Source organism: Singulisphaera sp. GP187, assembly GCF_900129635.1.
In the GTDB taxonomy this organism is placed as follows: domain Bacteria; phylum Planctomycetota; class Planctomycetia; order Isosphaerales; family Isosphaeraceae; genus Singulisphaera.
The window spans coordinates 271,110-295,314 of sequence record NZ_FSRB01000002.1 but is presented as its reverse complement, the minus strand read 5'-3'; the positions used below and the strand labels follow the sequence as shown (position 1 = coordinate 295,314).

General features: G+C 63.2%; 14 protein-coding genes, 3 rRNA genes and 1 pseudogene. 13 read left to right on the top strand and 5 right to left on the bottom strand.

Features of this window, described 5'->3' with window-relative positions:
* Positions 1-372 precede the first annotated feature (372 nt).
* The 9 genes from BUS42_RS25650 (at position 373) to BUS42_RS25610 (ending at position 13,395) form a co-directional block, all read left to right on the top strand.
* A 16S ribosomal RNA gene (locus tag BUS42_RS25650) occupies positions 373-1,886 on the top strand.
* A 620-nt stretch (positions 1,887-2,506) separates the two neighbouring features.
* Positions 2,507-5,314, top strand: a 23S ribosomal RNA gene (locus BUS42_RS25645).
* Positions 5,315-5,565: 251 nt separating this feature from the next.
* Positions 5,566-5,674: ribosomal RNA gene (gene rrf, locus BUS42_RS25640) — 5S ribosomal RNA — on the top strand.
* Together the 16S, 23S and 5S rRNA genes form the textbook arrangement of a ribosomal RNA operon.
* Positions 5,675-5,942: 268 nt before the next feature.
* Complete coding sequence (gene rlmN, locus BUS42_RS25635) at positions 5,943-6,995, top strand: dual-specificity RNA methyltransferase RlmN (protein WP_074311791.1); 1,053 nt, start codon at positions 5,943-5,945, stop codon at positions 6,993-6,995.
* A gap of 95 nt (positions 6,996-7,090) precedes the next feature.
* The gene (locus BUS42_RS25630) at positions 7,091-7,720 is read left to right on the top strand and encodes an RNA polymerase sigma factor (RefSeq protein WP_074311789.1); all 630 of its coding nucleotides are present in this window, start codon (positions 7,091-7,093) and stop codon (positions 7,718-7,720) included.
* A 17-nt stretch (positions 7,721-7,737) separates the two neighbouring features.
* Positions 7,738-8,493 (top strand): ComF family protein, encoded by a 756-nt coding sequence (locus BUS42_RS25625; RefSeq protein WP_254053792.1) that lies wholly within the window; start codon positions 7,738-7,740, stop codon positions 8,491-8,493.
* Complete coding sequence (gene hemC, locus BUS42_RS25620) at positions 8,490-9,458, top strand: hydroxymethylbilane synthase (RefSeq protein WP_074311787.1); 969 nt, start codon at positions 8,490-8,492, stop codon at positions 9,456-9,458. The genes BUS42_RS25625 and hemC overlap by 4 nt, the downstream gene beginning before the upstream one ends.
* A 283-nt stretch (positions 9,459-9,741) precedes the next feature.
* Positions 9,742-11,580: a hypothetical protein gene (locus BUS42_RS25615; RefSeq protein WP_143206506.1), complete on the top strand. Its 1,839-nt coding sequence runs from the start codon at positions 9,742-9,744 to the stop codon at positions 11,578-11,580.
* 234 nt (positions 11,581-11,814) lie between these two features.
* Positions 11,815-13,395, top strand: a complete 1,581-nt coding sequence (locus BUS42_RS25610; protein WP_254053791.1) for a hypothetical protein — start codon at positions 11,815-11,817, stop codon at positions 13,393-13,395.
* Positions 13,396-13,450: 55 nt separating this feature from the next.
* Here the strand turns inward: BUS42_RS25610 and BUS42_RS25605 are convergent, their stop codons facing one another.
* Positions 13,451-14,371 carry a macrolide 2'-phosphotransferase gene (locus BUS42_RS25605; RefSeq protein WP_074311783.1) on the bottom strand — a complete coding sequence of 307 codons (921 nt, stop codon included), beginning with the start codon at positions 14,369-14,371 and terminating at the stop codon, positions 13,451-13,453.
* Between the two features lie 186 nt (positions 14,372-14,557).
* On the opposite strand from BUS42_RS25605, the pseudogene BUS42_RS46665 reads away from it, so the two are divergent.
* Positions 14,558-15,067, top strand: a pseudogene (locus BUS42_RS46665) (helix-turn-helix domain-containing protein); the annotation flags it as partial.
* A 289-nt stretch (positions 15,068-15,356) separates the two neighbouring features.
* Complete coding sequence (locus tag BUS42_RS45370) at positions 15,357-15,950, top strand: hypothetical protein (RefSeq protein ID WP_254053243.1); 594 nt, start codon at positions 15,357-15,359, stop codon at positions 15,948-15,950.
* Positions 15,951-16,124: 174 nt separating this feature from the next.
* On the opposite strand, the gene BUS42_RS25595 is transcribed toward BUS42_RS45370, so the two are convergent.
* From BUS42_RS25595 to BUS42_RS25580, 4 genes are all read right to left on the bottom strand, one after another.
* Positions 16,125-17,984, bottom strand: coding sequence for an ABC-2 transporter permease (locus BUS42_RS25595; protein ID WP_074311779.1), 1,860 nt, complete (start codon positions 17,982-17,984; stop codon positions 16,125-16,127).
* Complete coding sequence (locus BUS42_RS25590) at positions 17,981-18,754, bottom strand: ABC transporter ATP-binding protein (protein ID WP_074311777.1); 774 nt, start codon at positions 18,752-18,754, stop codon at positions 17,981-17,983. The genes BUS42_RS25595 and BUS42_RS25590 overlap by 4 nt, the downstream gene beginning before the upstream one ends.
* A gap of 131 nt (positions 18,755-18,885) precedes the next feature.
* Positions 18,886-19,707 (bottom strand): SDR family NAD(P)-dependent oxidoreductase, encoded by an 822-nt coding sequence (locus BUS42_RS25585; RefSeq protein ID WP_254053790.1) that lies wholly within the window; start codon positions 19,705-19,707, stop codon positions 18,886-18,888.
* Entirely contained in the window at positions 19,704-20,942 is a 1,239-nt protein-coding gene (locus BUS42_RS25580) for a Gfo/Idh/MocA family protein (RefSeq protein WP_074311774.1), read from the bottom strand. The genes BUS42_RS25585 and BUS42_RS25580 overlap by 4 nt, the downstream gene beginning before the upstream one ends.
* 347 nt (positions 20,943-21,289) lie before the next feature.
* On the opposite strand from BUS42_RS25580, the gene BUS42_RS45365 reads away from it, so the two are divergent.
* Entirely contained in the window at positions 21,290-23,041 is a 1,752-nt protein-coding gene (locus BUS42_RS45365; protein WP_254053789.1) for a TIM barrel protein, read from the top strand.
* Positions 23,034-24,110 carry a Gfo/Idh/MocA family protein gene (locus BUS42_RS25565; protein ID WP_074311772.1) on the top strand — a complete coding sequence of 359 codons (1,077 nt, stop codon included), beginning with the start codon at positions 23,034-23,036 and terminating at the stop codon, positions 24,108-24,110. The genes BUS42_RS45365 and BUS42_RS25565 overlap by 8 nt, the downstream gene beginning before the upstream one ends.
* Positions 24,111-24,205: the final 95 nt, after the last annotated feature.

Genomic DNA, 24,205 nt, shown 5'->3' with positions numbered 1-24,205 from the left:
GCGGCGGGAAACCGACGACCAAGACAGCGGGCCGCGATGTTGTCGGTAGGGTCGGCCGGCGTGACACGCCTTCACAGGCAAGTCGCTCCGGCCAATCGCATCGATAGCAACTTCGTTCTTTGACAATCCGGTCGATCGTGGTTCTTGTGGTTGAAGAGAACCTTTGAGGGAAGCCGGCGTGGAGCCGTTTGAGTCGTCTCGACCCCGTTTGGTTGGAGGTCGAATCGCGACGGAGACGGACCCAACAGCCAACAGCACGAGGGAGCAGGGGCTTGCCCCGGTGCCCTCGAGCTGCGACCAGTTAGCAAATTCCTCAACCCTTTGGAAGGTGAGGACCGGATCTTTTGCTTTTCGGAGCAAACGAACCGACCAATCTCGAAGGGTTTGATCCTGGCTCAGAATGAACGTTGGCGGCGTGGATTAGGCATGCAAGTCGAACGGGCCGCAAGGCCAGTGGCGCAAGGGTGAGTAAGGCGACGGTAACCAACCCCAAGATTGGGTATAGCCGCGGGAAACCGCGGGTAATCCCCAGCGACGCAACGACACCGGCATCGGTGTTTTGCCAAAGCTTCGGCGTCTTGGGACGGGCTGTCGTGGTATTAGCTTGTTGGCGGGGTAATGGCCCACCAAGGCTGCGATGCCTACCGGGCGTGCGAGCGTGGCCCGGCACACTGGGACTGAGACACTGCCCAGACTCCTACGGGAGGCTGCAGTCGAGAATCTTCGGCAATGGGCGCAAGCCTGACCGAGCGACGCCGCGTGGAGGATGAAGGCCTTCGGGTTGTAAACTCCTGTCGAGGGGGAAAAAGGGTCGCAAGGCCTTGATTGATCCCTGGAGGAAGCACGGGCTAAGTTCGTGCCAGCAGCCGCGGTAAGACGAACCGTGCGAACGTTATTCGGAATCATTGGGCTTAAAGCGCGTGTAGGCGGGTTCGTGCGTCTGTCGCTGAAATCCCCCGGCTCAACCGGGGAAGGGGCGCGGATACGACGAGTCTGGAGGGGCATAGGGGGACCTGGAACTTCCGGTGGAGCGGTGAAATGCGTTGAGATCGGAAGGAACGCCCGTGGCGAAAGCGAGGTCCTGGATGCCTACTGACGCTGAGACGCGAAAGCCAGGGGAGCGAACGGGATTAGATACCCCGGTAGTCCTGGCCGTAAACGATGGGTACTGGATAGGGGGCTCGCCGATGGGCTCCCTGTCGTAGGGAAACCGTGAAGTACCCCGCCTGGGGAGTATGGTCGCAAGGCTGAAACTCAAAGGAATTGACGGGGGCTCACACAAGCGGTGGAGTATGTGGCTTAATTCGAGGCTACGCGCAAAACCTTATCCCAGGCTTGACATGCACGGATTAGCCGGCGGAAACGTCGGTGAGGCCGCAAGGTACAACGTGCACAGGTGCTGCATGGCTGTCGTCAGCTCGTGCCGTGAGGTGTTGGGTTAAGTCCCCTAACGAGCGAAACCCCTGTGTCTAGTTGCCAGCACGTAACGGTGGGAACTCTAGACAGACCGCCGGCGTTAAGCCGGAGGAAGGCGGGGATGACGTCAAGTCCTCATGGCCCTTATGCTTGGGGCTGCACACGTACTACAATGGGGCGGACAGAGCGTTGCTAGGCTGCAAAGTCACGCTAATCGCAAAAACCGTTCCTCAGTTCGGATTGCGGGCTGCAACCCGCCCGCATGAAGCTGGAATCGCTAGTAATCGCGGATCAGCATGCCGCGGTGAATGTGTTCCTGAGCCTTGTACACACCGCCCGTCAAGCCACCAAAGCGGGGGGCATCCGAAGTCGCCGGAGCCGCAAGGCAGGCGCCGAAGATGAAACCCGTGATGGGGACTAAGTCGTAACAAGGTAACCGTAGGGGAACCTGCGGTTGGATCACCTCCTTTCTAAGGATTTTTCTTAGAAAATCTCGGCTCTGAGGATCGTGGAACATCGCTTCGGCGATGGAACCGATTCAAGAAGGGCCGCATCGGCACCGGCTCCTTGATCAGATGGTATTTACGCCGGCTTCCCACCAAGGTTCTCGAACCACACACACGATCGACCAGGGAGGGGACCCCTCATCCGAGGGGTCCTTTCGCTTTCTTCCGTTTGCTTTGCACTGCTGGGTGCGGGGCGGGACCGTACGCGGTCTCGCCCCCTGGCCAGCGGCCAGTGCGGATTCTCAGGAGGGAACTTCAAGGCTTCGGTCTTGCGGGTCCGTCGTGGGAGTTCGGTCAGCTCTTTTCCAATTCGGTGGTTAGATCACGCAAGTGAGAACCGCAAACGAAGTGGTCGTGGCAGACCAAAGTAGAAGAATCTCTCCACAATACAGTGGAACCCTTACGGATGCGTGAGAGTCGCTTGCTGCGAAGCAACCGACCTCACATTGGGATCGTTACCCAAGTGAGAGTGATTCCTGCGTCGCGAGACGCTGGGCACTCGATCGAAGAGAGATCGGGGACTGACCCCTCGCCAGTCTGGCAGTCGAGTTTCTTTCGGGAAACCGCGGCGTCCGGATCGGCGTGGTCAAGCTCCTAAGGGCACGGGGGGGATGCCTAGGCGTCATCAGAGAGACAGGCGTGGAAGGCTGCGATAAGTCCAGGGGAGTTGCCCAACGAACGTCGATCCTGGAATGCCTGTAGAGACCCGGGGAACTGAAACATCTCAGTACCCGGAGGAAAGGAAATCAACCGAGACTCCCTCAGTAGCGGCGAGCGAACGGGGATCAGCCTAAACCGAGTGGGACACCACTCGGGGTCGTGGGGCCGATAACATGGGATGAGTGAGCGTCAGCTGAAGTCTCCTGGAACGGAGCGCCAGAGCGGGTGATAGCCCCGTAAGCGACGATGCAACCTCCCCTCTTCGGTACCCGAGTAGGGTCGGGCACGTGAAACCCGGCCTGAATCGGCGGGGACCATCCCGCAAGGCTAAGCACTCGATGACGACCGATAGCGAACCCAGTAGGGCGACCGAACGGTGGGAAGAACCCCGATTAGGGGAGGAGACTGAACCTGAAACCCCGTGCCTACAAGCGGTGGGAGCGCGATGTCTTCGGACCGCGTGACCGCGTGCCTTTTGCATAATGATCCGGCGAGTTACTGTATCCGGCCCCAGGTTAACCCCTTCAGGGGGGGAGCCGTAGCGAAAGCGAGTCTTCATCGGGCGCCATAGTCGGGTGCAGTAGACGCGAAACCAGGTGAACTACCCATGGGCAGGTTGAAGCGACCCTAACCGGTCGTGGAGGACCGAACCCACCAGTGTTGAAAAACTGGGGGAGGACCCGTGGGGAGGAGTGAAAGTCTTATCAAACCTGGAGATAGCTCGTTCTCTCCGAAATGGCTTTAGGGCCAGCCTCGGGACATATCACGCGGGGGTAGAGCGACGGAATTCGGTAGGGGGGCTTCCCGCCTACCCTCCGAAACCCAACTCCGAATACCGCGTGACGGACCCCGGGAGTCAGAACGTGGGGGATAAGCTTCACGTTCAAAAGGGAAACAACCCAGACCGCCGACCAAGGCCCCCAAATCGACGCTCAGTGGCAAAGGAAGTGGGATCGCGGTGACAGCCGGGATGTTGGCTTAGAAGCAGCCATCATTTCAAAAGTGCGTAACAGCTTACCGGTCGAGCCATCCCGCGCCGAAAATGACGGGGACTAAGCGTCGTGCCGCAGTCGCGGATCAGGTTAAAAACTGATGGTAGGAGAGCGTCGCCCACCGCAACGAAGCAGAATGGAAACGATCTGTGGAGCGTGGGCGAGTGCGAATGCCGGAACGAGTAACGACAAGACAGGTGGGAAGCCTGTCCGCCGAAAGCACAAGGTTTCCTGGGGAAGGTCAATCCGCCCAGGGTCAGTCGGGACCTAAGGCGAGGCCCAAGGGCGTAGCCGATGGACAGACGGTTAATATTCCGCCACCCGATGGTAAGGTTGAACGACAGAGGACGCCGGTTTCAGTCAGGTCGGGGTGCTAGAATACCCCGTGCCGCAAGGCCGACAGCATTCGATCTGGAAGCCTGATGCCAAGCCGGCCACGAAAAGCCCTGTCTGGACGAACCATCCGGCCCGTACCGCAATCCGACACAGGTGTGCTAGGCGAGTATCCGAAGGCGTTCGGGAGAACCCTCGTGAAGGAACTCGGCAAAATGACCCCGTACCTTCGGTATAAGGGGTGCTCTCCGTAAGGAGAGCCGCAGAGAATCGGCTCTAGCGACTGTTTATCAAAAACACAGGACTCTGCCAACTCGCAAGAGGACGTATAGAGTCTGACGCCTGCTCGGTGTCGGTAGGTTAAGGGAGCCGATGAGGCGTAAGCTGAAGTTGGCGACCGAAGCCCCGATAAACGGCGGCCGTAACTATGACGGTCCTAAGGTAGCGAAGTTCCTTGTCGGGTAAGTTCCGACCTGCATGAATGGCGTAACGACTGGAGCACTGTCTCCACGAGGGACCCGGTGAAACTGTAGCCGTGGTGAAGATGCCACGTACCCGCGGTCAGACGGAAAGACCCCGTGAACCTTTACTGCAGGTTGGCATTGGGTCAGCGTCCTTTCTGTGTAGCATAGGTGGGAGGCCGTGATCCGGCGGCGCCAGCCGTCGGGGAGCCATCGGTGAAATACCACCCTGAAATGACTCTGATCCTCACCGGTCCGTAGCCCGGACCGGGACCATGCTCATCGGGCAGTTTGACTGGGGCGGTCTCCTCCCAAAGAGTAACGGAGGAGTGCAATGGTACCCTCGGCCAGGTCGGCAATCTGGCAACATGAGCGCAAACGTAGAAGGGTGCCTGACTGCGAGACCCATCAGTCGAGCAGGGACGAAAGTCGGCGTTAGTGATCCGGCGGTGCTGGATGGAAAGGCCGTCGCTCAACAGATAAAAGGTACTCCGGGGATAACAGGCTGATCTCCCCCGAGCGTCCATAGCGGCGGGGAGGTTTGGCACCTCGATGTCGGCTCATCGCATCCTGGGGCTGGAGAAGGTCCCAAGGGTTTGGCTGTTCGCCAATGAAAGCGGTACGCGAGCTGGGTTCAGACCGTCGTGAGACAGGTCGGTCCCTATCTGCCGTGGGCGTAGGAAACTTGCGAAGGGTCTCCCCTAGTACGAGAGGATTGGGGAGGACCGACCTCTGGTGTACCGGCTGTTCCGCTCGGGGCATCGCCGGGTAGCTAGGTCGGGAAAGGATAAGCGCTGAAGGCATCTAAGCGCGAAGCCCTCTTCAAGACGAGGTTTCCAGCACGCAAGTGCGAAGGCTCCTGGAAGACGACCAGGTCGATAGGCCGGGAGTGCACGGCGAGTGATCGCCGCAGCCGACCGGTCCTAACAGCCGATCGCTTGACCACCCCGATCCGTCCGCCGGCTCCCTTGATCGGGACTCGAAACGGACTGGAATCAGGGTTGCATCATTCACCGATCGCATTCGATCGATCACACGGCGACGGATCCCATCCAATACGGGGACCACGCGTCGTGAAGAGACACGAAGACGGTTGGTCATGCCCATCGAAAACCGCGGTTTGAGCTTGCGTGATGACCACACGAATCTGAACGACTGACACGTGCTCGGCAGGCTTGATCGCTTGCCGAGTGCTTTTCCGGCGAACATACTGACGGGGTCCCACCCGTTCCCATTCCGAACACGGCCGTTAAGCCCGTCAGGCCCATGATAGTGCCTTTGGCGCGAAAGTCGGTGATCGCCGGAATCCTTCAGCAACGCCCCGATCCTTCTTCATCGAAGGGTCGGGGCGTTTTTTATTGCGCTCTGGTTTGCTCGAGCGTTTTCGCTCGCCTCAGAGAATTCGCTGGCTTCAGAAGGACCGAGATCGTTTCTTAGACCCACGACTTTGATAGACTTGTCTCTGATGTTCGACGTATTATGGATGGGAGCGAGCGTCTCGAGCTTCGCAAGGATCGATCGTCGATCTTTCGGAGGAGTACCTTCTTCTTGATACCAGAAGTGCGCGGACGACGATGAAACGAGCGTTATTGGAAGTGCCCGCTCCGGAGCTAGCGGAGTGGATGGTCGCGCGGGGGTTTCCCGGCTTCCATGCCCGGCAAGTTTTTCGCTGGGTCTTTCAGCGTCGCGTCGAACAGTTTGCGCACATGTCGGATCTTCCGAAAGCGTTGCGCGAGCAGCTCGACGCCGAGTGGGGGGTGTTCGGGACCGAGGTGGCCTATCATCACGTCGCGCCCGACGGTACGGATAAGCTCTTGCTGGGCTGCGCGGACGGCCGGCGGATCGAGTGCGTCTTGATGGCGGAGGGCGATCGCCGGACGGTCTGCATCAGCACGCAAGTCGGCTGCGGGATGGGTTGCGTTTTTTGCGCCAGCGGGCTCAAAGGGGTCGAGCGAAACCTGACCCGGGGCGAGATGGTGGAGCAGGTGGTTCGGCTCCGGAACCTCTTGCCCCCCGACGAGACGATCACCAACCTGGTGGTCATGGGGATGGGCGAAAGCCTGGCGAATCTCGACAACCTGGTCGCGGCCCTCGACCGAATTTGCTCCCCGGAAGGGCTCGGCCTGGGGCAGCGGCGCGTGACCATTTCGACGGTGGGCCTGCCCGAGAAGATGATGGTTCTGGCGGGGCTGGGCCGACAGTATCACCTGGCCGTTTCGTTGCACGCGCCCACGGAAGCGTTGCGGAACGAGCTGGTGCCGATCAACGAAAAGGTTGGGCTCGGTGCCGTGATGGACGCGGCCGACGCCTACTTCCGGAATAGCGGTCGGCAGGTGACGTTTGAATATGTCATGTTGCGTGGGATCAACGATCGAATCGAAGATGCGCAGGCGCTGGCCAACCTGCTCGAGGCCCGCAAGGCGCACGTTAACCTGATCCCCTACAATCCCGTGGAAACTCTGCCGTATGAGCGGCCGTTTCCATCGACGATCCAGAAGTTTGTGTCGATTGTCCGGGCACGCGGGATCAGCGTCAGTGTTCGGAAGACCAAGGGACGCGAAATTGACGCGGCGTGTGGCCAGCTGCGACGAAGATTCGAAGATCGTCCGGTGGTGGCGATTTCCTGATCGGCTTTGATCGCTCGCCTCTGGTACGATGAGACGACGGTTCGACCGGATGTCCGGCTATGGCGTAGGCGATCGATCGAGGGAGGTATGGGGTTGTGAGCACTGATACCCTCGAACAGCAGTTGGAGGCTCGTGACCCCGACGTCCGGCTGATGTTGCAGGTGCGCGACGACGTCCAGGGGGCCTTCGAGGTGCTGGTCGAACGCTACCAGCACCGGCTGGTCGGGATCATGGTCCACGTGATCGGCCGCGGTGAGGAGGCGGAGGACCTGACACAGGAAGTCTTCCTGCGGGTCTATCGCGCCCGCAAGGGGTATCGGCCGCGTGCGAAATTCTCGACCTGGCTGTTCACGATCGCCAACAACCTGGCGTTGAACCATCTCCGCGAAAAAGGCCGCAATCCTTCGGCCGCGACCGGTAACGCGGGCCTGGGTTCGCAGGAGAACCGGCCCGTGGTCGACCGTGTCCCGGGGCGTGAAGCGACCGCCTCGGCCCAGCTTCGCAAGGTCGAGCTCTCGGATGTCGTCCGCGAGGCGCTCGACGGTCTGGGAGAGGACCAGAAAGTGGCGGTCCTGCTCAACAAGTTCGAGGAGATGAGCTACGCCGAGATCGCCGAGGTGATGGGGCGGTCCGAGGCCGCCATCAAGTCGCTCCTGGCGCGGGCTCGAAATCAGTTGCGGGAGCGGCTCGAGCCCTATCTGAGGACCGGCCAGCGGGGGCCTTGACGATCTCTGTGTTCGCCATGCGACAACAGCTTCAACGCTGGATGGTCGAGGGGTGCCGGGCGATGGAAGCCCTGGTTTTCCCCTGGGTCTGCCCGATCTGTGAAGAGCCAGGGGCGGACTCCCCGTTTTGCCCGTCGTGCCGGAACGATCTCCTGAACGCTTCGGGCTTGGTCTGCGCGCGGTGTGCCATGCCAATGGGCCCCTGGTCAAACCGGGTCGGGGGCTGCGCTGAGTGCCGTGGGCGGTCCCTCGGGTTCGACGCGGCGATGGCCCTGGGACCGTACGAGGGGACGATCCGCGACCTCTGTCTCCTCTTAAAGCGCGAGCGGAACGCCTGGCTCGCTCCCTGGCTCGCCCAGGTGCTGGTTGACGCCCGCGCCGAGATCCAGCAAATGCCCCTGGATTCGTGGGTCGTGCCGGTTCCCCTCCATTGGAAGCGGCAGTGGCAGCGCGGGTATAACCAGGCCGATGCGCTGGCGCGCGGGGTCTCGAAACGGCTCTCGCTCCGCCTGGCCCACCCGTTGCGCCGGGTGCGGTCGACGCCCCACCTCGCCTTTGCCGGCCGAAAAGAGCGGGCCAAGGTGATGCGGGACGCCTTCGAGGTCCGCCGTCGCGCGGCGCGTGGGCTGGGGGGTCGAACCGTGCTCCTGGTCGATGATATCCTGACGACAGGCGCCACCTGCGGCGCAGCGGCGCGTGCGTTGAAGCGCGCCGGGGCCGCACGCGTCGTGGCCTTGGTGATCGGTCGAGCGGAAGGGATCCCTTTGAAATGACGGCGATTGACGATACGACTGTGAGCGCTCGGCCGAGTCCGGGCACGATCCGAATTGGGACCCGAGGGAGCCAGCTCGCCCGCTGGCAATCGGAGTGGGTGTCCGCCCGGCTCCGCGCGCTCCATCCCGGCTTGCTCGTCGAGCTCGTCGAGATCAAGACCCAAGGCGATCGCGACCGCAACTCCCCGCTGGCCGCGATCGGCGGAATCGGCCTCTTCACCAAAGAAATTCAGCGGGCCTTGCTCGACTCGACCGTCGAGATCGCGGTCCACAGCCTCAAGGATCTCCCGACGCAAGGTTCCGAGGAACTGATCCTGGGGGCCGTTCCGGTGCGCGAGGACGCGGCCGATGCCCTGATCGCCCCGGTCCACCGGACCCTGGATGCGCTGCCGGCCGGGGCCACGATTGGCACCGGCTCGCTCCGTCGCCGCGCCCAGCTCCTCCACGCTCGGCCCGACTTGCAGGTTGTCGGCATTCGAGGCAACGTCGAGACCCGCTTGAACCAGGCCTTGAGTGGTTCACTCGACGGCGTGGTCCTGGCCGAGGCCGGCCTGCGCCGGCTCGGACTTGCGGGGCAGGTCACGCAACGGCTTGGCCCTCCTCTGTTCCTGCCGGCGGTGGGGCAGGGGGCGCTCGGCATCGAATGCCGCGCCTCGGATGCGACAACCCAGACGCTGCTCGCCCCCCTGAATGATCCCAGCACCCGCCGCGCCGTGATCGCCGAACGCCGGACCCTGGCCGAGCTCGAAGGGGGCTGCATGATCCCCCTGGCCGCCTGGGCCCGCGACACCGACGACGGCCTGATGGCCCTTGACGTCGCCGTCTTCGACCCCGACGGCCTCGAACGGATTTTCGTCTCCGCGACCGGCCCTCGCGACGATCCCGATGGCCTGGGCCGTCAGGTCGCCGAGCAACTCCGCGCCCAAGGGGCCGACCGACTCCTCCAGCGGGCGCCCCATCCGTGAAGTCATTGACGTGAGAAGACTTGTTTGTGTCTTGCGGCTCTGGAGGGGCGAACGTTCTTTGGCTCTCAAGAAGAGAGCAGGCGGAAAAGTCACTCTTGACCGCTTCCCTTTGGCCTTTCGGAATATTTTTCCTCCCTTTCCCTGCCCGAAGTTCTGACGTTTCGACTCTCCCGGTTCGTCGGGAAAACACCAAGATGCTCGCGCGGAGCTTCCGATACACACGGTGGGCGGGTTGGCGGTGGCGCCAATTCCCTGGTGGCCCGACCGACCGGAGCGGCTCCGCGTGCGGCACGACGATCAATCCTCGAGCCCAAACCTGTCTGCGACGACCGAGCCTCGGTTCGGGTCCCGCGTTCGCGCGTGGGCCTGGCCGGTGGTGGTGATCGTCCTGATGGTTTTGACCAGCCTGGCCTTGGCCATTACGGTCTCGGTTTGGTTGGTGCCCCCTTACTTCATCCTGATGGTCTGGATCCTCGCCCCCGCGCAAGGTCCGCGCGATCCCGCGCCGGCCTTGCCCGAGCCAGGGTCCCAGCAGGTCTCCGACGTCGAAAGTCTCCTCGAACCGTCCGAGTCTGAGATCGGTCTCCGATCTCAGGCCGAGCCGGTCGTGGCGGCTGCTTCGCCCTCCGAGATCGCGGCCGAACCGGATGGAGGCAACGACCCCAATCCCGTCGCGGTGAAAACCAAGCGGGGAAAGGGTCGGGGGCGGAAGGCGAAGGGGGGACCGGTCGTCGAACCGGCCGCGGCGTCCGCGACCTGGATTCAGGTCGGCCCAGGGAAGTTCGTCCGGGTCGAAGGCCCGAGCACGAACACGGAGATGCAACCCGAACCCGCCCTTGCCCTGTCTGAAAGCGAATCCACCCCTCCTCTTGCGTCGGCTTCCCAGTCGGCGTCCGAGGACGTGGAGGAGCTTGTTCCCCAAGAATTCGCCGTTGATGAGGTCCGTTCGGAATTCGAGAATCGCCCTGCGATCTTCGATGCGCCGGCAACTCACGACGAATTCGTTGACGCTGAGCCGATCAACGACAACGCCGACCTTTCTTCGTCCGACGCCGAAGCTTTGCTTTGCCCGTCGCCGGAGGAGGAATCGGTGTTGCCGCCTGAGGAGCTTGGGCCTCAAGAATTCGCCGTCGAGATCAGTCCGGAACTCGAGGACTGCGTCGCGAACCTCGATGAGCCGGAGGCTTACGACGACGAGTGCTCCCAGGATGAGCCGATTTCCGACGCCGCCCTTTCTTCGTCGCCCGACGCCGAAGCTTTGCTTTGTCCGTCGTCGTCGGAGGAGGTTGCTTGGTCGGAACCTGTTGGCTCATTCGAGGAGGTTTTGGAGGTGCCCGTCCCTCGAGAACTCGCCGCCGAGATCCGTCCGGAACTCGAGGGTTGCTCTGCGACCTTCGATGAGCCGGCCGCTTGCGACGAGTTGATCCAGGATGAGTCGATCACGGTCACCGACGTCGCCCTTTCTGCGCCCGACCTCGAGGCTTGTCCTCAACCGTCGCCGGAGGAAGTCGTTCTGTCGGAACCCGATCGTTCACCCGACTTTGAGTTGCACCAAGATGAGACCTACGTGGACGAGGGTGCCTGTCAGGAGGCGCCGGCCTCTCATGAGAATGACGAGGTCGTTGCCGAGGTTGAAGACGGTTTTGATGATTTCGTGGAGGTCACGGGAGCGAGCGTTCCCGCGTCTTCGGAGTTGCTGGATCATGAGCTCGGCCCAGTCGAGCCGTCGGGGGATCAGGGTATCGCACTCGATGCTCTCGACGTTGCCTGGACCACCGAGCTTGCCGATCCGCCCTTCGATGAGGCAAGAAGCGTTCAATCCGCGTTCCTCCGTGCGGTCACTGCGCCGCCCCGATCGACTGACAACGCACCGTTTGTTTCCTGGAGAGGGGTCTGGCCGCGTGTCGGACCCGCGGTGGGCCGGTCTTCGAGTGCGCGCCCTTCGAGGCGCGTGGTCCGTTCCGGCCCCAACGCTCGGGTTTCCCCCGGTTTCCGTCGGCGCTCGCGCCGGGGAGTCGGGTCGTATCGGATGGTCTGCCGAACGTTCCCACCCCGCTCGCCCCCAGTCCGTGGAACCCTTCCTCGCTTTGAGACGGGGCGTGGCGTTCGAGAGAGCGATTGACCGATCAGGTCGATCCGCACCTCGGTCGCCCGCCCCGTTTCGGTTTCGAAGGGGGGGAAAATCGGCAAGTCCGTGACGGTTCGGACTCCCCCGATCGCTTGAATCCACCGTCCGACGAACCAGGAGAAGGCTCACCGGCTGACGCTCGTGCGAGACTGCATGGCCCGTTACAATCTCGGGGCCTTGTGTTTCTGACCAAACATCACCTGGCCGTTTGGAGCAATGGAAAAACCAATGATGAATTCAAGTCCTGCTCGGACGTTTGGCATCACGGGGCTTCTCCGCGTTCGCAGGCGGCAAGCTTGCTCCAAGCTTCCGTGGGCCATCTCCATGGCGATGCTGGGGGGCATCAGCTTTCTCCCAGCCGGCGCGGCGGTTGCCGGGCCGCTCAGGGCGGGCGTTGCGAAAGTGGACATCACGAATCGGGAGGCCGGACCGGTCAATGACCCGTTGTATGTCAAAGCCCTGGTCTTGAAGGATGACACCACCACGGCCGTGATGATCACCGTCGACGCCGTGGCGATCGGCGAGATCGGGCACATCAAGAACGACTATCTCGCCAAGGTGCGTGGGCGGCTCGAGACGGAACTCAACATTAAGCCCGAGAGCGTCCTGGTCAACGCCAGCCACTGTCATGGAGTCGTCTGCGCGGATGTCGACCAGCGGACGTTTCAGGCGGTGCGGGAAGCGATGGAGAACCTGGTCCCGGTCAACGTCGGTGCCGGCGCTGGCCATGAGAATCGGATCATGGAGAACCGCAGGCTCAAGCTCAAAAACGGCAAGGAGATCGACGTCCGGCATGCGTACTCGCTGCCGCCGGATGAGGAGGTCGCCCAGGTTGGCCCGGTGGATCCGGAAATCGGCATCCTCCGGCTCAATCGCACCGACGGGCGGACCTTGGCGGTCGTCTACAACTTCGCCTGCCATCCGATCCAAGGGGTTCCGAGCGGCGGAAATACCGCCGATCTCACCGGCTTTGCGTCCCAAGTGATCGAGGACAACTTGAGCGAGGGAACGATCGCTCTGTTCTTGCAGGGGTGCGGCGGCGACATCAACCCGATTGCGTATAAAGATGTCAACAGTCCGCGGAATGCGGAACCGCTCGGGAACATGTTGGGCCTGAGCACCTTGCAGGCATTGAAGAAGGTGCCGTGCAAAGCCGACGATCGCCTTCGAGTCATCCATGAGACTGTCAGGCTGCCCCGAGCCGATGTGGCCCAGCGCATCCGCTCGATGGAGGCCGAGCAGCAAAATAGGCTTCAGTCCCTCCAAGGCACAAGCCTGAATCTGAAGACGTTTATCCCGTTGGCTGTGAAGTACAACCTGTCCAGCGAGTTTCCCTCCTACAGCTCCCACCGCTACTTGCTCGAAAAGATGATGAAGCGGGACGACTTGACCAAGCTCGACGCCGAGAATCGCGGCAATATGAAGGCGTATGTTGACAATATCTATGTCATGGAGCAACTCACCCGAATGCAAACGAACCTGGCCTTGCTACGGAAACATCAGGCGGACAACGTGGCCGCGGGAAGCCGAACGATCGACGTCGAGATGGTGGGGCTGAGGGTTGGCGATTTCGTCCTGGTCACGTTTCCAGGGGAATTGACCGTGCAGATCGGGCTCAATCTCAAGAAGAAGGCGCCCCACGACCTTGCGTTCGTGGCGGGCTATACCAATGGGTATATCTATTACGCGCCGACCGCGGAACAGCTCAAGAACGTGGGTGGAGCTCAGGAAGATAGTGACTGCATCCTGGCGCCGGAATGGCAGCAGATCTTCGAGGATCAGGCGTTGGCGTTGTTCAAGAAGCTCTGAGACGACCGACCGGCGGATCGCCGGCAAAGACCTCCGCTGCGATCGCGGATCAGGATCATGCCGATCCGCCGTCGACTCCGAGCTGGGTCCGGACCGCGGCGAGATGCTCGTCCGCTCCGCTCAGGAGCGCGAACAGGGCGTACTTGATGGGGAAGGCGGCGAGCCTTTCGCCGATGTGGCGACGTATACCCGGCCATGTCCGTCCGCCGGCCGCTTCGTATTCGTTGAGCAGACGCTCGAGGCCGGGCTCGCCGAACCCCATGAGATGGAAGATGAAGTCGATGGCGGGGTCACTCACCTCGGCTTCGGTCCAGTCCAGCACGCCCGTCGCGTGGGACGTCTCGTTGACCAGGACGTGGCCGACATGGAGGTCGCCGTGGACCAGGGTTGTGAACGGGGGCCAGGACGCGTCGTCATCGAGCCAAGTCCGCCAGCGGTGCCAGAGGCTGTCGCCGATGCCGATCTCGCGCTTCACCCGGTCAAGATCCGCGGCGAAGGCTCGTCGGGCCTCCTCCGGTGACGAGACCGGCAAGCCGGCCGCGGCGGCCTCGGCAGGATCGATGCCGTGGAGCGCGGCGAGGGTGCGGGCGAAGCTCGCCACGAAGGCCGGGTTGTCCTTGTCGATGTTCCAGGTGGGCTCCTTGGTCGCCGGATCGACGGTCACGGCGGTCGTGCCGGCCAGACGCGGGTAGGCGATCAGCTCCGGCGTGACGATTCGCCAGTCGGGGACCTCGACCGGGAGCCGGCCCTTGAGGAGCGCCAGGACCCGGGCCTCGTTTTCGGCCCGCGGCCAGACGTCGGGGCGGCGAGGGATCCGGAGCACCCAGTCCGTGTCGTCCTCGTCGGTGGTGAACGCCGCGCGGAAGTCGAGGCCGAGGTCGTTCAGCTCGATCTCGCCGATCGGCGTGAGGCCATGCCGGCGCGCGAGCGCCGCGACGGCCTCCTTGTCGGAATCTGTTCCCGCAGGGATCAACATCCGCATCCTCCTCCAACGCTCAAGCTCTTGAAACGAGGTGAGGCGACCGACCGCTCTCGCTGATGACACCACGACCCGCGCGATTGTTCGCGGACCGCTCGCCCATTTGATTTCAGGAACCTGTCCGACAGCAGGAGACGTCCCTCTCCTTCGGCTGGCGAAGAAAAGAGACGCCCTCCATTGCCGATGAGGAATGCCTTCCGGGGGCTACGCGGAACCCGTGCGCCACGAGCCGAGGCGTTCCCGCACGGGTTCCGAGTATGTCACGCGACACGAAGTTTGCTCGCGAAATCGCGACACGAGTTTGATCCGGAGTCCACATCGGTACAGTATGATGGGGCCGTACTCATGGCGATCCTAACTCGAGGTTGCACCATGCCACGCCCCATCCCTGTTCCGGTTCGGCGCATTGTGACCCGACTCTGGGAGCAAGGTCAGACCCCCGGTCAAATCGCCGAGGCACTGTCGCTGTCACGCCCGACGGTGCGGCGTCTGATCCGTCGATTCCGGGAACGAGGTGTCGAGGGCCTCGAACCGGATTACCGCCGAACACCGGACACCGAGGTGTCGGCCTCGGACCTGCGAAACGCCGCCTTGCAATACCGCCGCGACCACCCCGCTTGGGGGGCCGAGTTGATCTGGATTCACCTCCTGAATGAGACGTGGAACGAACCGGTCCCCTCGGCGCGAACCCTCCAACGATGGCTCCTCCGGGCCGACCTCGCCCCCGCCTCCGCGGGCCGTCCGGCGAAGGACAACCCCGCCAGGGCGACCGTGCCGCACCAGACCTGGCAGATGGACGCCAAGGAATTGATAAAAATCGCAACAGGCGATTTAGTGAGTTGGCTTCGACTCGTTGATGAATGCAGTGGCGCGGTGTTCCGGACCGCGGTTTTCCCCCCAAGGGAGATGGAATCAAGTCCCACCCGAAGGCGTCCGGGGGCAATTGCGGTGTGCCTTTTCGCGGTGGGGCTTGCCCGGGAACATGCGGGTCGACAACGGCTCGCCCTGGGGCTCAAAGGGGGATTTCCCGACCGAACTTGGGTTCTGGCTGATCGGCCTGGGGGTCGACATGATCTGGAACACGCCGAGCCGTCCCCAGGAGAACGGCGTCGTGGAACGATCGCAGGGGACCGGCAACCGCTGGTGCGAGCCGGGAACGTGCCAATCGCCGACGGAGTTGCAAGCCCGTCTGGAAGCGATGGATCGGCTGCACCGCGAGGTCTACCCTTACCGCGAGCGCCTGAGCCGCCTTGCCTATTACCCGGGCCTCGTGCACTCGGGCCGGCCCTATTCGGAACCGTCGGAGCCCGACCTTTGGGTTTGGAACCGCGTCACCACCCACCTCTCGGGTTACGTGGGCGTCCGACGCGTGAACAAGAATGGGTACGTCTCGATTTACAACCGGGCCTACTACGTCGGGGAGAGGTTCCAGGGGCAGGACCTCTACGTGACGTTCGATCCGGAAACCAACGAATGGGTGTTCTCCGACGCCTCGGGCCGCGAACTTCGCCATAAACCCGCCAGGGAGGTCACTCCCGAGCGGGTCATGGCGTTGGACGTCACTGGCCGGCCATAGTGAATATCTGGTCACTGTGAATCAAACTCGTGTCGCGATTTCGCGAGCAAACTTCGTGTCGCGTGACAGAGTACGGAACCGCGTGGCACCCAGGATAGACTCCCCCCATCGGTCGGTTTCCCTTCGCTAACGGAGATCGGTTCCTTCCCTCCCTCCCCTTCCCTTTGGGGTGTCTCAAGGCGCCCGGTTGGTCACGGTCTCCAGGATGATCTGCTCTCGGGCTTGGAACCAGCGCCCGAGCCACCCCAGCGAGACGCGGTAAAACAAGACGACCACCGCGCATTCCGCCAGCGCCAAGGCCAGGAAGACGGGTGCATTCTCCGTCCAACCGAGGAATTTCGACAACGCCTCGGCGCCCAGCGGCAAGAGGGTTGGCGCCTGGGTGAGCGGAAAGAGGAGCATGAACATGACCAGTTGCAAGAGGATCGTACTCAACTTCGGATTCGAGGGCTTCAGCGAACCCGCGGCGATGTAGATCGGCGTGTAGATCGACATCAAGTTCGTGAAGACGCAAAAGAGCAGGAACATGGAGATGAACTGGGGGATGATGGCCAAGAAGTGGTCGAGCCGCATGGGGCAAAGCACTTGTACGGCCGCCAGCAGGAGCGCGCTCATTCCCAGGGTGATTGGGGCGAACGCCAGATTCTTGCCAAGGAGGATGTCCCGCCGAGGTGCCGCGCTGAGCACGAAGACGCGAAAACCGTCGCGGTCGAAGCCGAATTGGTTCCCGGCCAACTGGAGCACGCCGAGGAGCACGAAGAGCATTCCCACGATGGCGATCAGCGGTCGAAACGGCTCCGGAGTCACGTGCCGTTGATTCCAGAGCATGGAGCCGAAGATGACGCCTGTGATCAAGGGGGTCAGCAACGTCATTTTCGCTTCGGGCGACCGCAGGAGTGAGCGAAAGCCCCCGAGTGCGATCGCCGAGACCGGTTCCGACAAGCCGGGAATGCGGGTTTCGAGCAGCGAGGCCCGTTGCGTCTGGCCGTTCGCCATTGCTGCCGTCGGTGCGACCGCTGGTTCGGGCGCCGGCCGGCCTTTTCGGTTGGTCGGCTGGCCTTGATAGAGCGCGATCGTGGTGCCGTAAGCCCGCCAGAGGCTGGCGAGTCCGATCAGGGTCATTCCCAGCAGCCCCAAGATCGACGGTAGGAATCGGCCCTCGGCCGCGGCCATCACGCCCAGCGGAAGCCAGCCGATCGGCAAGATTGTGTTCACAAGACGAGCCCACTTCTCCCACAGTTTCATGGTTTCGCGGTTGGCTTGCTCGGTGCCAAGCTTGTGATTCTGGATGACTTCCTGCTGGCGAGCCAGGTATTCCGGCGCGTCGAACTCCTTCGCCTTAAACGAGTGCTCCAGCTTCCCTAATTCCTTCGACAATGCTGCGGATTGGTTGGCGTGCCGTTGGACGCCCCAGGGGGAGAGCAAGTTGATCAGGTTCGGCAACTGAACGATCAGAACGAAGAGCATGGTCGCGGTCATGATGATCGTTCGGCGGCGGCGCGGGTTGCTCATCAGCGAGGCCAGCCACCCTTGGAACTGGTAAGTCAGGGCGGTGACCATCAGCAGGAACGCGGCCAACAACGGCAGGACGGGCAGGAGCGAGACGCCTTTGACCGAGATGAGCGCCAGGCTGAATCCGAGCATGAGCGGAGCGCAGACGATCAGGCTCAGACGTAGCAGTGAGCTGAGATAATTGATCAGAAACGCCCCGTTGGCCGAGATCGGCAAGTGGAGGAGCTTTGACAGTGACAAGGGGTCGCTGCGCTGCAACTCCATCAAGACACCGATCCCCCAGGTGAGCAGAAAGCCGAGGAGCACCCCGTCCCACGCATACAGCAACTGAGTCGGCGTCGCCTTGGGGATTAAATATGTACCAACGATGAAGCACGTGATGACTGCGGGAATGGCCGTGGCCAATGCCCCGACCAGCACAATCATCATCACCACAGCATTGAGAGCGCCGGCGCGGCGGTACTCATTCATCAGCAACCGCCAGCGGAGCCAGACCACGGCCTGCAAGTGTTGCCAGTTCACGACGCGGCCTCCTCGAGCCAGTTGAGCTTGTTGCGACTGGCTTCGTGATCGGCCCCCGCCTTCTGGAGAAACGACTCTTCGAGCGAGGCCCCCTGGCGGATCGTCTCCAGCGACGCCTGCTCGACCAGGTCTCCTTTGACGATGATCCCGACGTGGGTGCAAAGGCGCTCGACGATTTCCAGGACGTGCGAGGTCAGGAAGACGGTCGAGCCGCGGGCGACAAACCCCGCGAGCAAGTCGCGGATCACGCGCGAGGTCACGGCGTCGACCCCTTCGAACGGCTCGTCGAGGAACAGCAAGTCGGGGTTCGGCAGGAGCGCGGCGGCCATCGCCAGCTTCTTCTTCATGCCGTGGGAGTATTCCAGCGTGAGCTTCTTTTCCTCGTTCTGGAGGTCCAGGAGCGAGAGCAATTCCTCGCTCCGGCTGCGGATCGTGTCCCGAGGCATCAGGTGGATCCGGCCGACGAAGGTGAGGTACTCACGCGCTGTGAGGTTGTCAAACAGGGCCAGATCTTCGGGGATGACCCCCATGTGCCGCTTCGCGTCCAGCGCCTCGCGCGGGTCGAGCATGTTCCGGCCCAGCACCTGAATTTGCCCGCCGGAAGGGGCGAGCAAGCCCGTCAACATCTTGATGGTTGTCGATTTTCCCGCGCCGTTGGGCCCGAGAAACCCGTAAAAAGTTCCGCGTTCGACGGATAATTCGATACCGTTGACGGCACAGGAGTTATTGAAGAATCGGGATAACTGATGCGTCTCGATCGCCAAGGTCATAAACAGAGCTCGCCAAGGTTGTTTGTCGATGCTTGCATCGACGATAACAGAGCTCGTCGAGCCAGGCTATCGGAACCGTGATGAATGGCCCCGGCGGGGGGGGGGGGGAAAGGGAGGGGGCTTGCTCTGGGTTAGGGGAGGCCACCATCATTTTTTTGGGGGAAGTTGGCGGAGCGGAATTCTTCGGGAAGGAGGGAGCCGCTGAGGATGCCGCCGTCGACGAGCAGGGTGGCGCCGGTGACGTAATCCGACGCGGGCGAGCAGAGGAAGAGGGCGGCGCCGACGAGGTCCGCGGCGGTTCCCATGCGGCCGAGCGGGATGGTGGAGTGTTGACGCTCGCGTTCGACCAGGGCCTGGATGTGGGGTTGGCGGACGATCTCGGTGTCGATAGTGCCCGGGGCAATGGCGTTGACCTGGATCCGGTGCCGCGCGAGTTCCAGGGCCATCCCCTGGGTGAGCATTTTGACGCCGGCCTTGGAGACGCAATAGTGAACCTTCTCCTCGCCCGCCACCTCAGCAGCCTGTGAGGAGATGTTCAAGATCTTACCGCCGAGTCCTTGGCGGACCATCTGCTGGGCGACGCATTGGCCGAACAGGAAGAACCCCTTCAGGTTCACCGCCAGGGTCCGATCCCAGAGCTCCTCGGTCAGGTCGAGGAACGGGACGAACTCGCAGAACCCGGCGTTGTTGACCAGGATATCGATGTGCCCGAACTTGCGGGCGACGGCGTCGACGAACTGGCGAACGGCCGGCGCGTCGGCGACGTCGATGGCGGCGGCCAAGGATCGCCGGCCGAGCCCTTCGATCTCGTCGGCGACCCCCTCGCCGGCCCATTCCGTGACCGCCACGTCGGCGCCCTCGCGCGCCAGGCCGAGCGCGATCGCCCGGCCAATACCGCGATGACTGCCTGCGCCGGTGACGATCGCGACTTTTCCCGTGAGAGACATTGTCATGAGCGGGTCTCGAACTGCTTCAGGTCGAACCCGGCATTCAACGCCTCGCCCGATTTGAGCATTGCGTCCCAGGTGACTTCACGCCCTTGGTAGGCAGCCGTGCGCACCAGGATCGCGCTCAGTGCGCTCTCCGCGCCCCGGAAGGCCTCGTTGCGGAGGTTCCCCGTGCGGATGTCCTCAATGAATGCCTTGTACTTGTTGGCCTCGGCGTCGGTGATGATCTCATTGGCCCCGGAGTCCCACGGGGACGCGCCGAAGATTTTGACCCCGCCGCTGTAGTGCGATTCGGAGACTCCGCGGGTCCCGAAGAACCGCTCGCCCGCGTCGCCGAGGCTGGGGGGGAACTGGGTCGACTGGAAGTTGACCACGACGTCGTTGGGGTAGGTCAAGGCGCCGACGTAGTGATCCCAGACGTCGCCGAAGTCGGTCCGTGCCTTGCGTCCGCCCTTGGCGAACGCCGCGATCGGGTGCCCCTTGAGGATCCAGTTGATCTTGTCGATGCCGTGCACGTTCTGCTCGACAATGATGTCGCCGGAGAGCACGCGGTCACCCGTCCAGCGTCTGATCCGGGCCTCGTCGGGGCCGACGTTGGGCGGGGCCACGAGCCCGCCGCCGCTGAAGTAGAAGAACGACTGCGCGGTCACGATCTCGCCGATCGCCCCCGCGTGGATCCGCCTGGCCATCTCCTGCATGGCCGAAGCCCAGGGAACTTGCATCCCGACGTGGAAGACGATCTTGCCCTCGAACCGCTTCGCCAGGTCGATCACCCGCAAGCAACCCGGGACGTCGACGGCGACCGGCTTCTCGCAGTAAATGTGCCGGCCGGTCCCGGCGATCATCTCGAGCACGGCCGGGTAGTAGTAAGGGGTGATCGCGATCAGGACGGCGTCGAGGTCGCTCTCCGCTAGCCGGAGCGCGGACTGTGGGCCGTGGTAGAGCCGGTCGGCCGCGACCGGGGGCAGCCCCTTCGCCTTGAGGACGCCGTCGAGGGTCGGCCTGATCTTCGTGACCTTGTCCTCGAAGAGGTCGGCGAGCGCGACGAGCTGCCCCCCGGCCTGGGTGATCAGCCCTGCGGCGTCGTGCGGGCCCCGGTTACCGCACCCGATCAGGCCGAACCGGATCGGCCTGCCTGCGGCGTCGGCAGGCTCCGCGGCGGCCGACGATCCCGCGGCGACGGCCGCCAAGCCCCCGCCGACGCTGCCGAGGAACTCTCTGCGATTCACGGCGGGTCTCATCAGGATGGCCCTTTCCCTTCGTGCGTGCGACACGGCTGAAGCCTACGATGGCGTCGGCTATGTGATATGGCATCATCGGGCTGAGATGTCAAGAGTTCGCCCTCTCCTCTCCCCTCGGGTCTAATTTTTATCGGGTGGGCCGTGCCCACCGTCCAAGGCAGAGGCGACCGCGAATCGCGGAGGGGGGTGGAATCGCTTGGGGGGCTGATATAACATCCGTATTCTGATGGCAAGGCCGCCTGGTCTTGGGGTTTGACTCCAGCGGGTCCCCCACGCCTGTCAAGTCGTTGGTCAAAAGGCATGGTGGGACGTGCCCACCCGACAAGACACTTTATGACGAGGTGACGATGAAGCGATTCCTCGCGGTGCTTCTGGCGGCGTTCCTGCTGACGACGCTCGCCGGCCCGACCGAGGCGGAGACGCCGGGGCGGGACCCGAAGAAGCTGCAAGTCCTGATCCTCACCGGCTATAACATGCACGACTGGCGGAAGATCACCGAGTCGCTCCGCGCCACGCTCGAGGCGACGGGGCGGTTCGAGGTCCGGGTGAACGAGGAGCCGGTTGGTTGCGACGAGAAGACGTTCGAAGGGTATGACGCGATCGTCCTCAACTTCACCAATCATGCCGGTGTCTTCGGCCCGGAGTGGCCGGACAGCACCCGGCGCGCCCTCCTGAGCGTGCTCGATCGCGGCAAGGGGGTGGTGGCGTTCCATGCCGCCCTGAGCTCACATCCCCAGTGGCCCGAATATGAGAAACTGATCGGGGGCGCCTGGCGGCAAGGGGCGACCCACGCTCCCTACCACACCTTCGACGTCGACCTGAAGGAGTCGGAACACCCGATCTTGCAGGGTCTGCCCCGCTCGTTCCTCCAGCATGACGAGATCAACCAGCGCCTGACGATGCAGCCTGGAATCACCGTCCTCGCCACCGCGCATGACGACCCCAACAACTGCTCGAAGGGGCCGTCGCCCATCTGTGGCTCGGGCAAGGACGAGCCGATTATGTGGACGCTCCCCTATCGCAACGGACGCGTCTTCACGACGGCCCTCGGCCACGACTTGCGGTCGGTCGGCACCCCCGGTTTCGTCGCCACCTTTCAGCGCGGGGTCGAGTGGGCGGCAACCGGCAAGGTGACTCTCCCACCCCCACGACCCTTCGAGTCGGAGAATAATCCAGACATGATCCAACCATGGAAGAAAGGGATCGTCATTCGGGCATTCGCTGACTCGGGAGACTTCCTGGCTGGGACCTCGTTTCTACGCACGATGGAGGACTACAGCCGGGTTTACCGGAGAGCGCGGCGGGCCGGCTTCGAGGCCGTTCAGCCCTACCTCGAGCTCGAAGGGGGATTGCTTCACCTCGAGACCGAGGTCGCGCAAGTCCGCGAGATTGCCTCAAGGGCGGCCGACGAAGGGATCGACCTGCCGAGCCTCGAGATCGCCCCTTTGCAGTATTCATTTACGAGTGACGATGCGGCGATCCGAACCCAGGGAGTCGCCGTCGTTCGGCGGGCCCTCGCCATCGCGGCCGAGCTGGGGGCGCGTGGGGTGCTGGTCATCCCCGGCTATGTCGGGAAGCCGTGGGACGCGAAGACCGACCAGGTCGATTACGAGCATGCCTGGGACCGCACCCTCGCCGCGCTCCGCGCGCTCGCCCCGGACGCCGAGCAGGCGGGGGTCAACTTGCTGGTGGAGCCGATCTGGAACATGTTCCTGCTCAGCCCGCTCGAGATGAGGCGGCTCGTCGATGAGGTGGGAAGCCCGCGGTGTGGGGTCTTGCTCGACACGGGCAACGTCACGCTCTTCGGGTTCGCCGAGCAATGGATGCGGATCCTCGGCCCGCGCGTGAAGGAGATCCACCTGAAGGACTTCCGAAGGCAGGTGGGAACCATCCACGGCTTCGTCCCGTTGCTGGCGGGCGACGTCGATTGGGTCGCGCTGGCTCAAGCCGCGAAGGTGGCCGGCTTTGAAGGCTGCTGGATCGCCGAGCAGTTCCCGACCGAGCGGCATGGCGACCTGGTTCTCGATCAGACCTCGGCGGCGATGGACCGGATCCTTGGGCGTTACGAGCCAACGGAGCGAATCAATCCCCATGAGTGAGACGATCCGGATCGGGTTGGTGGGTCTGGGTGATATTGGCCGGCTCCATGCCCGGGCGCTGCGGGACTGCCCGGGGGTCGAGCTGGCCGTCTGCCGAGGCCGCAACCCAGAGCGGGCGGAGGCGCTTGCCCACGAGATGGGGGCTCGGCTCTACAACAGCTATGACGCCATGCTCGACGACCCCGAGGTCGCGGGCGTGGACGTCTGCGTGCCCAACGACTTGCACCGGCCTTATGTCGAGCGGGCCGCGGCGCGGGGGAAGCACGTCCTCTGCGAGAAGCCGATCGCGTTGACCTGGGACGATGCGCTGGCGATGGTGGATGCGTGTCGAGCCGCCGGGGTCCGGCTGATGGTCGGTCACGTCCTGCGGTTCTGGCCGGAGTACGTTCGGCTCCGCGACTTGCTGCGCTCAGAGGCGCTGGGGCCTTGCCTGGCGATCACGATGCGGCGGATGCTCTCCCTCCTGATTTCAGTCCAGGGGGAGGACGGCTGGAGGCACCGCCCCAGCCGGATGGGGGGCGTCGTGCTCGACTTGCAGATCCACGACCTCGACTTCCTCCGCTGGACGTTCGGCATGCCGGAGCAAGTCTTCTGCGCGGGTCCGCGCGACGGTGACGGCGGCTTGAACCACGCGTATACGACCCTGCTCTGGCCGTCGGGCTTGCGCGCCTTGGTCGAGGGGAGCTACTTGCTCCGGGGCGACCCGATGGTCTTCACCGCCAAGGCGGTCTGCACGCTCGGGTCGTTCGACTACGGGATGAACCTGCAGGAGTTCGCCATGCACGACATGAGCGGCTCCGACGCGGGCCGCACCGCGCATGACGACCCGGCGACCTTGCTCTGCTATCGGCCGGGCGAGCCCCCCGAGGTCGTGCTGCGCCAGGAGCCGGACGTCCTTGGCTCTGCCTTTGCCCGCGAGCTCGCCTGTTTCGCCGACCTGGTCCGTGGTCTCCCCCGCGCCGACGCCCCCGAGCCGGGCGAGGCCCTCGATACCCTCCGGTTGGCCCTCGCCTGTGCCGAGTCGGCGGAGCGGGGCGAACTGGTTCGAATCGAGCCAGTGGCTTTCTAAGAGACTGTCCCATAAGCAAGGTTACGCCGATTCTCGGTAGTGGAAATGCGTATGGCCGAGTGGGCCGCTTCTTGGACGACGTGTACAACCGGAAG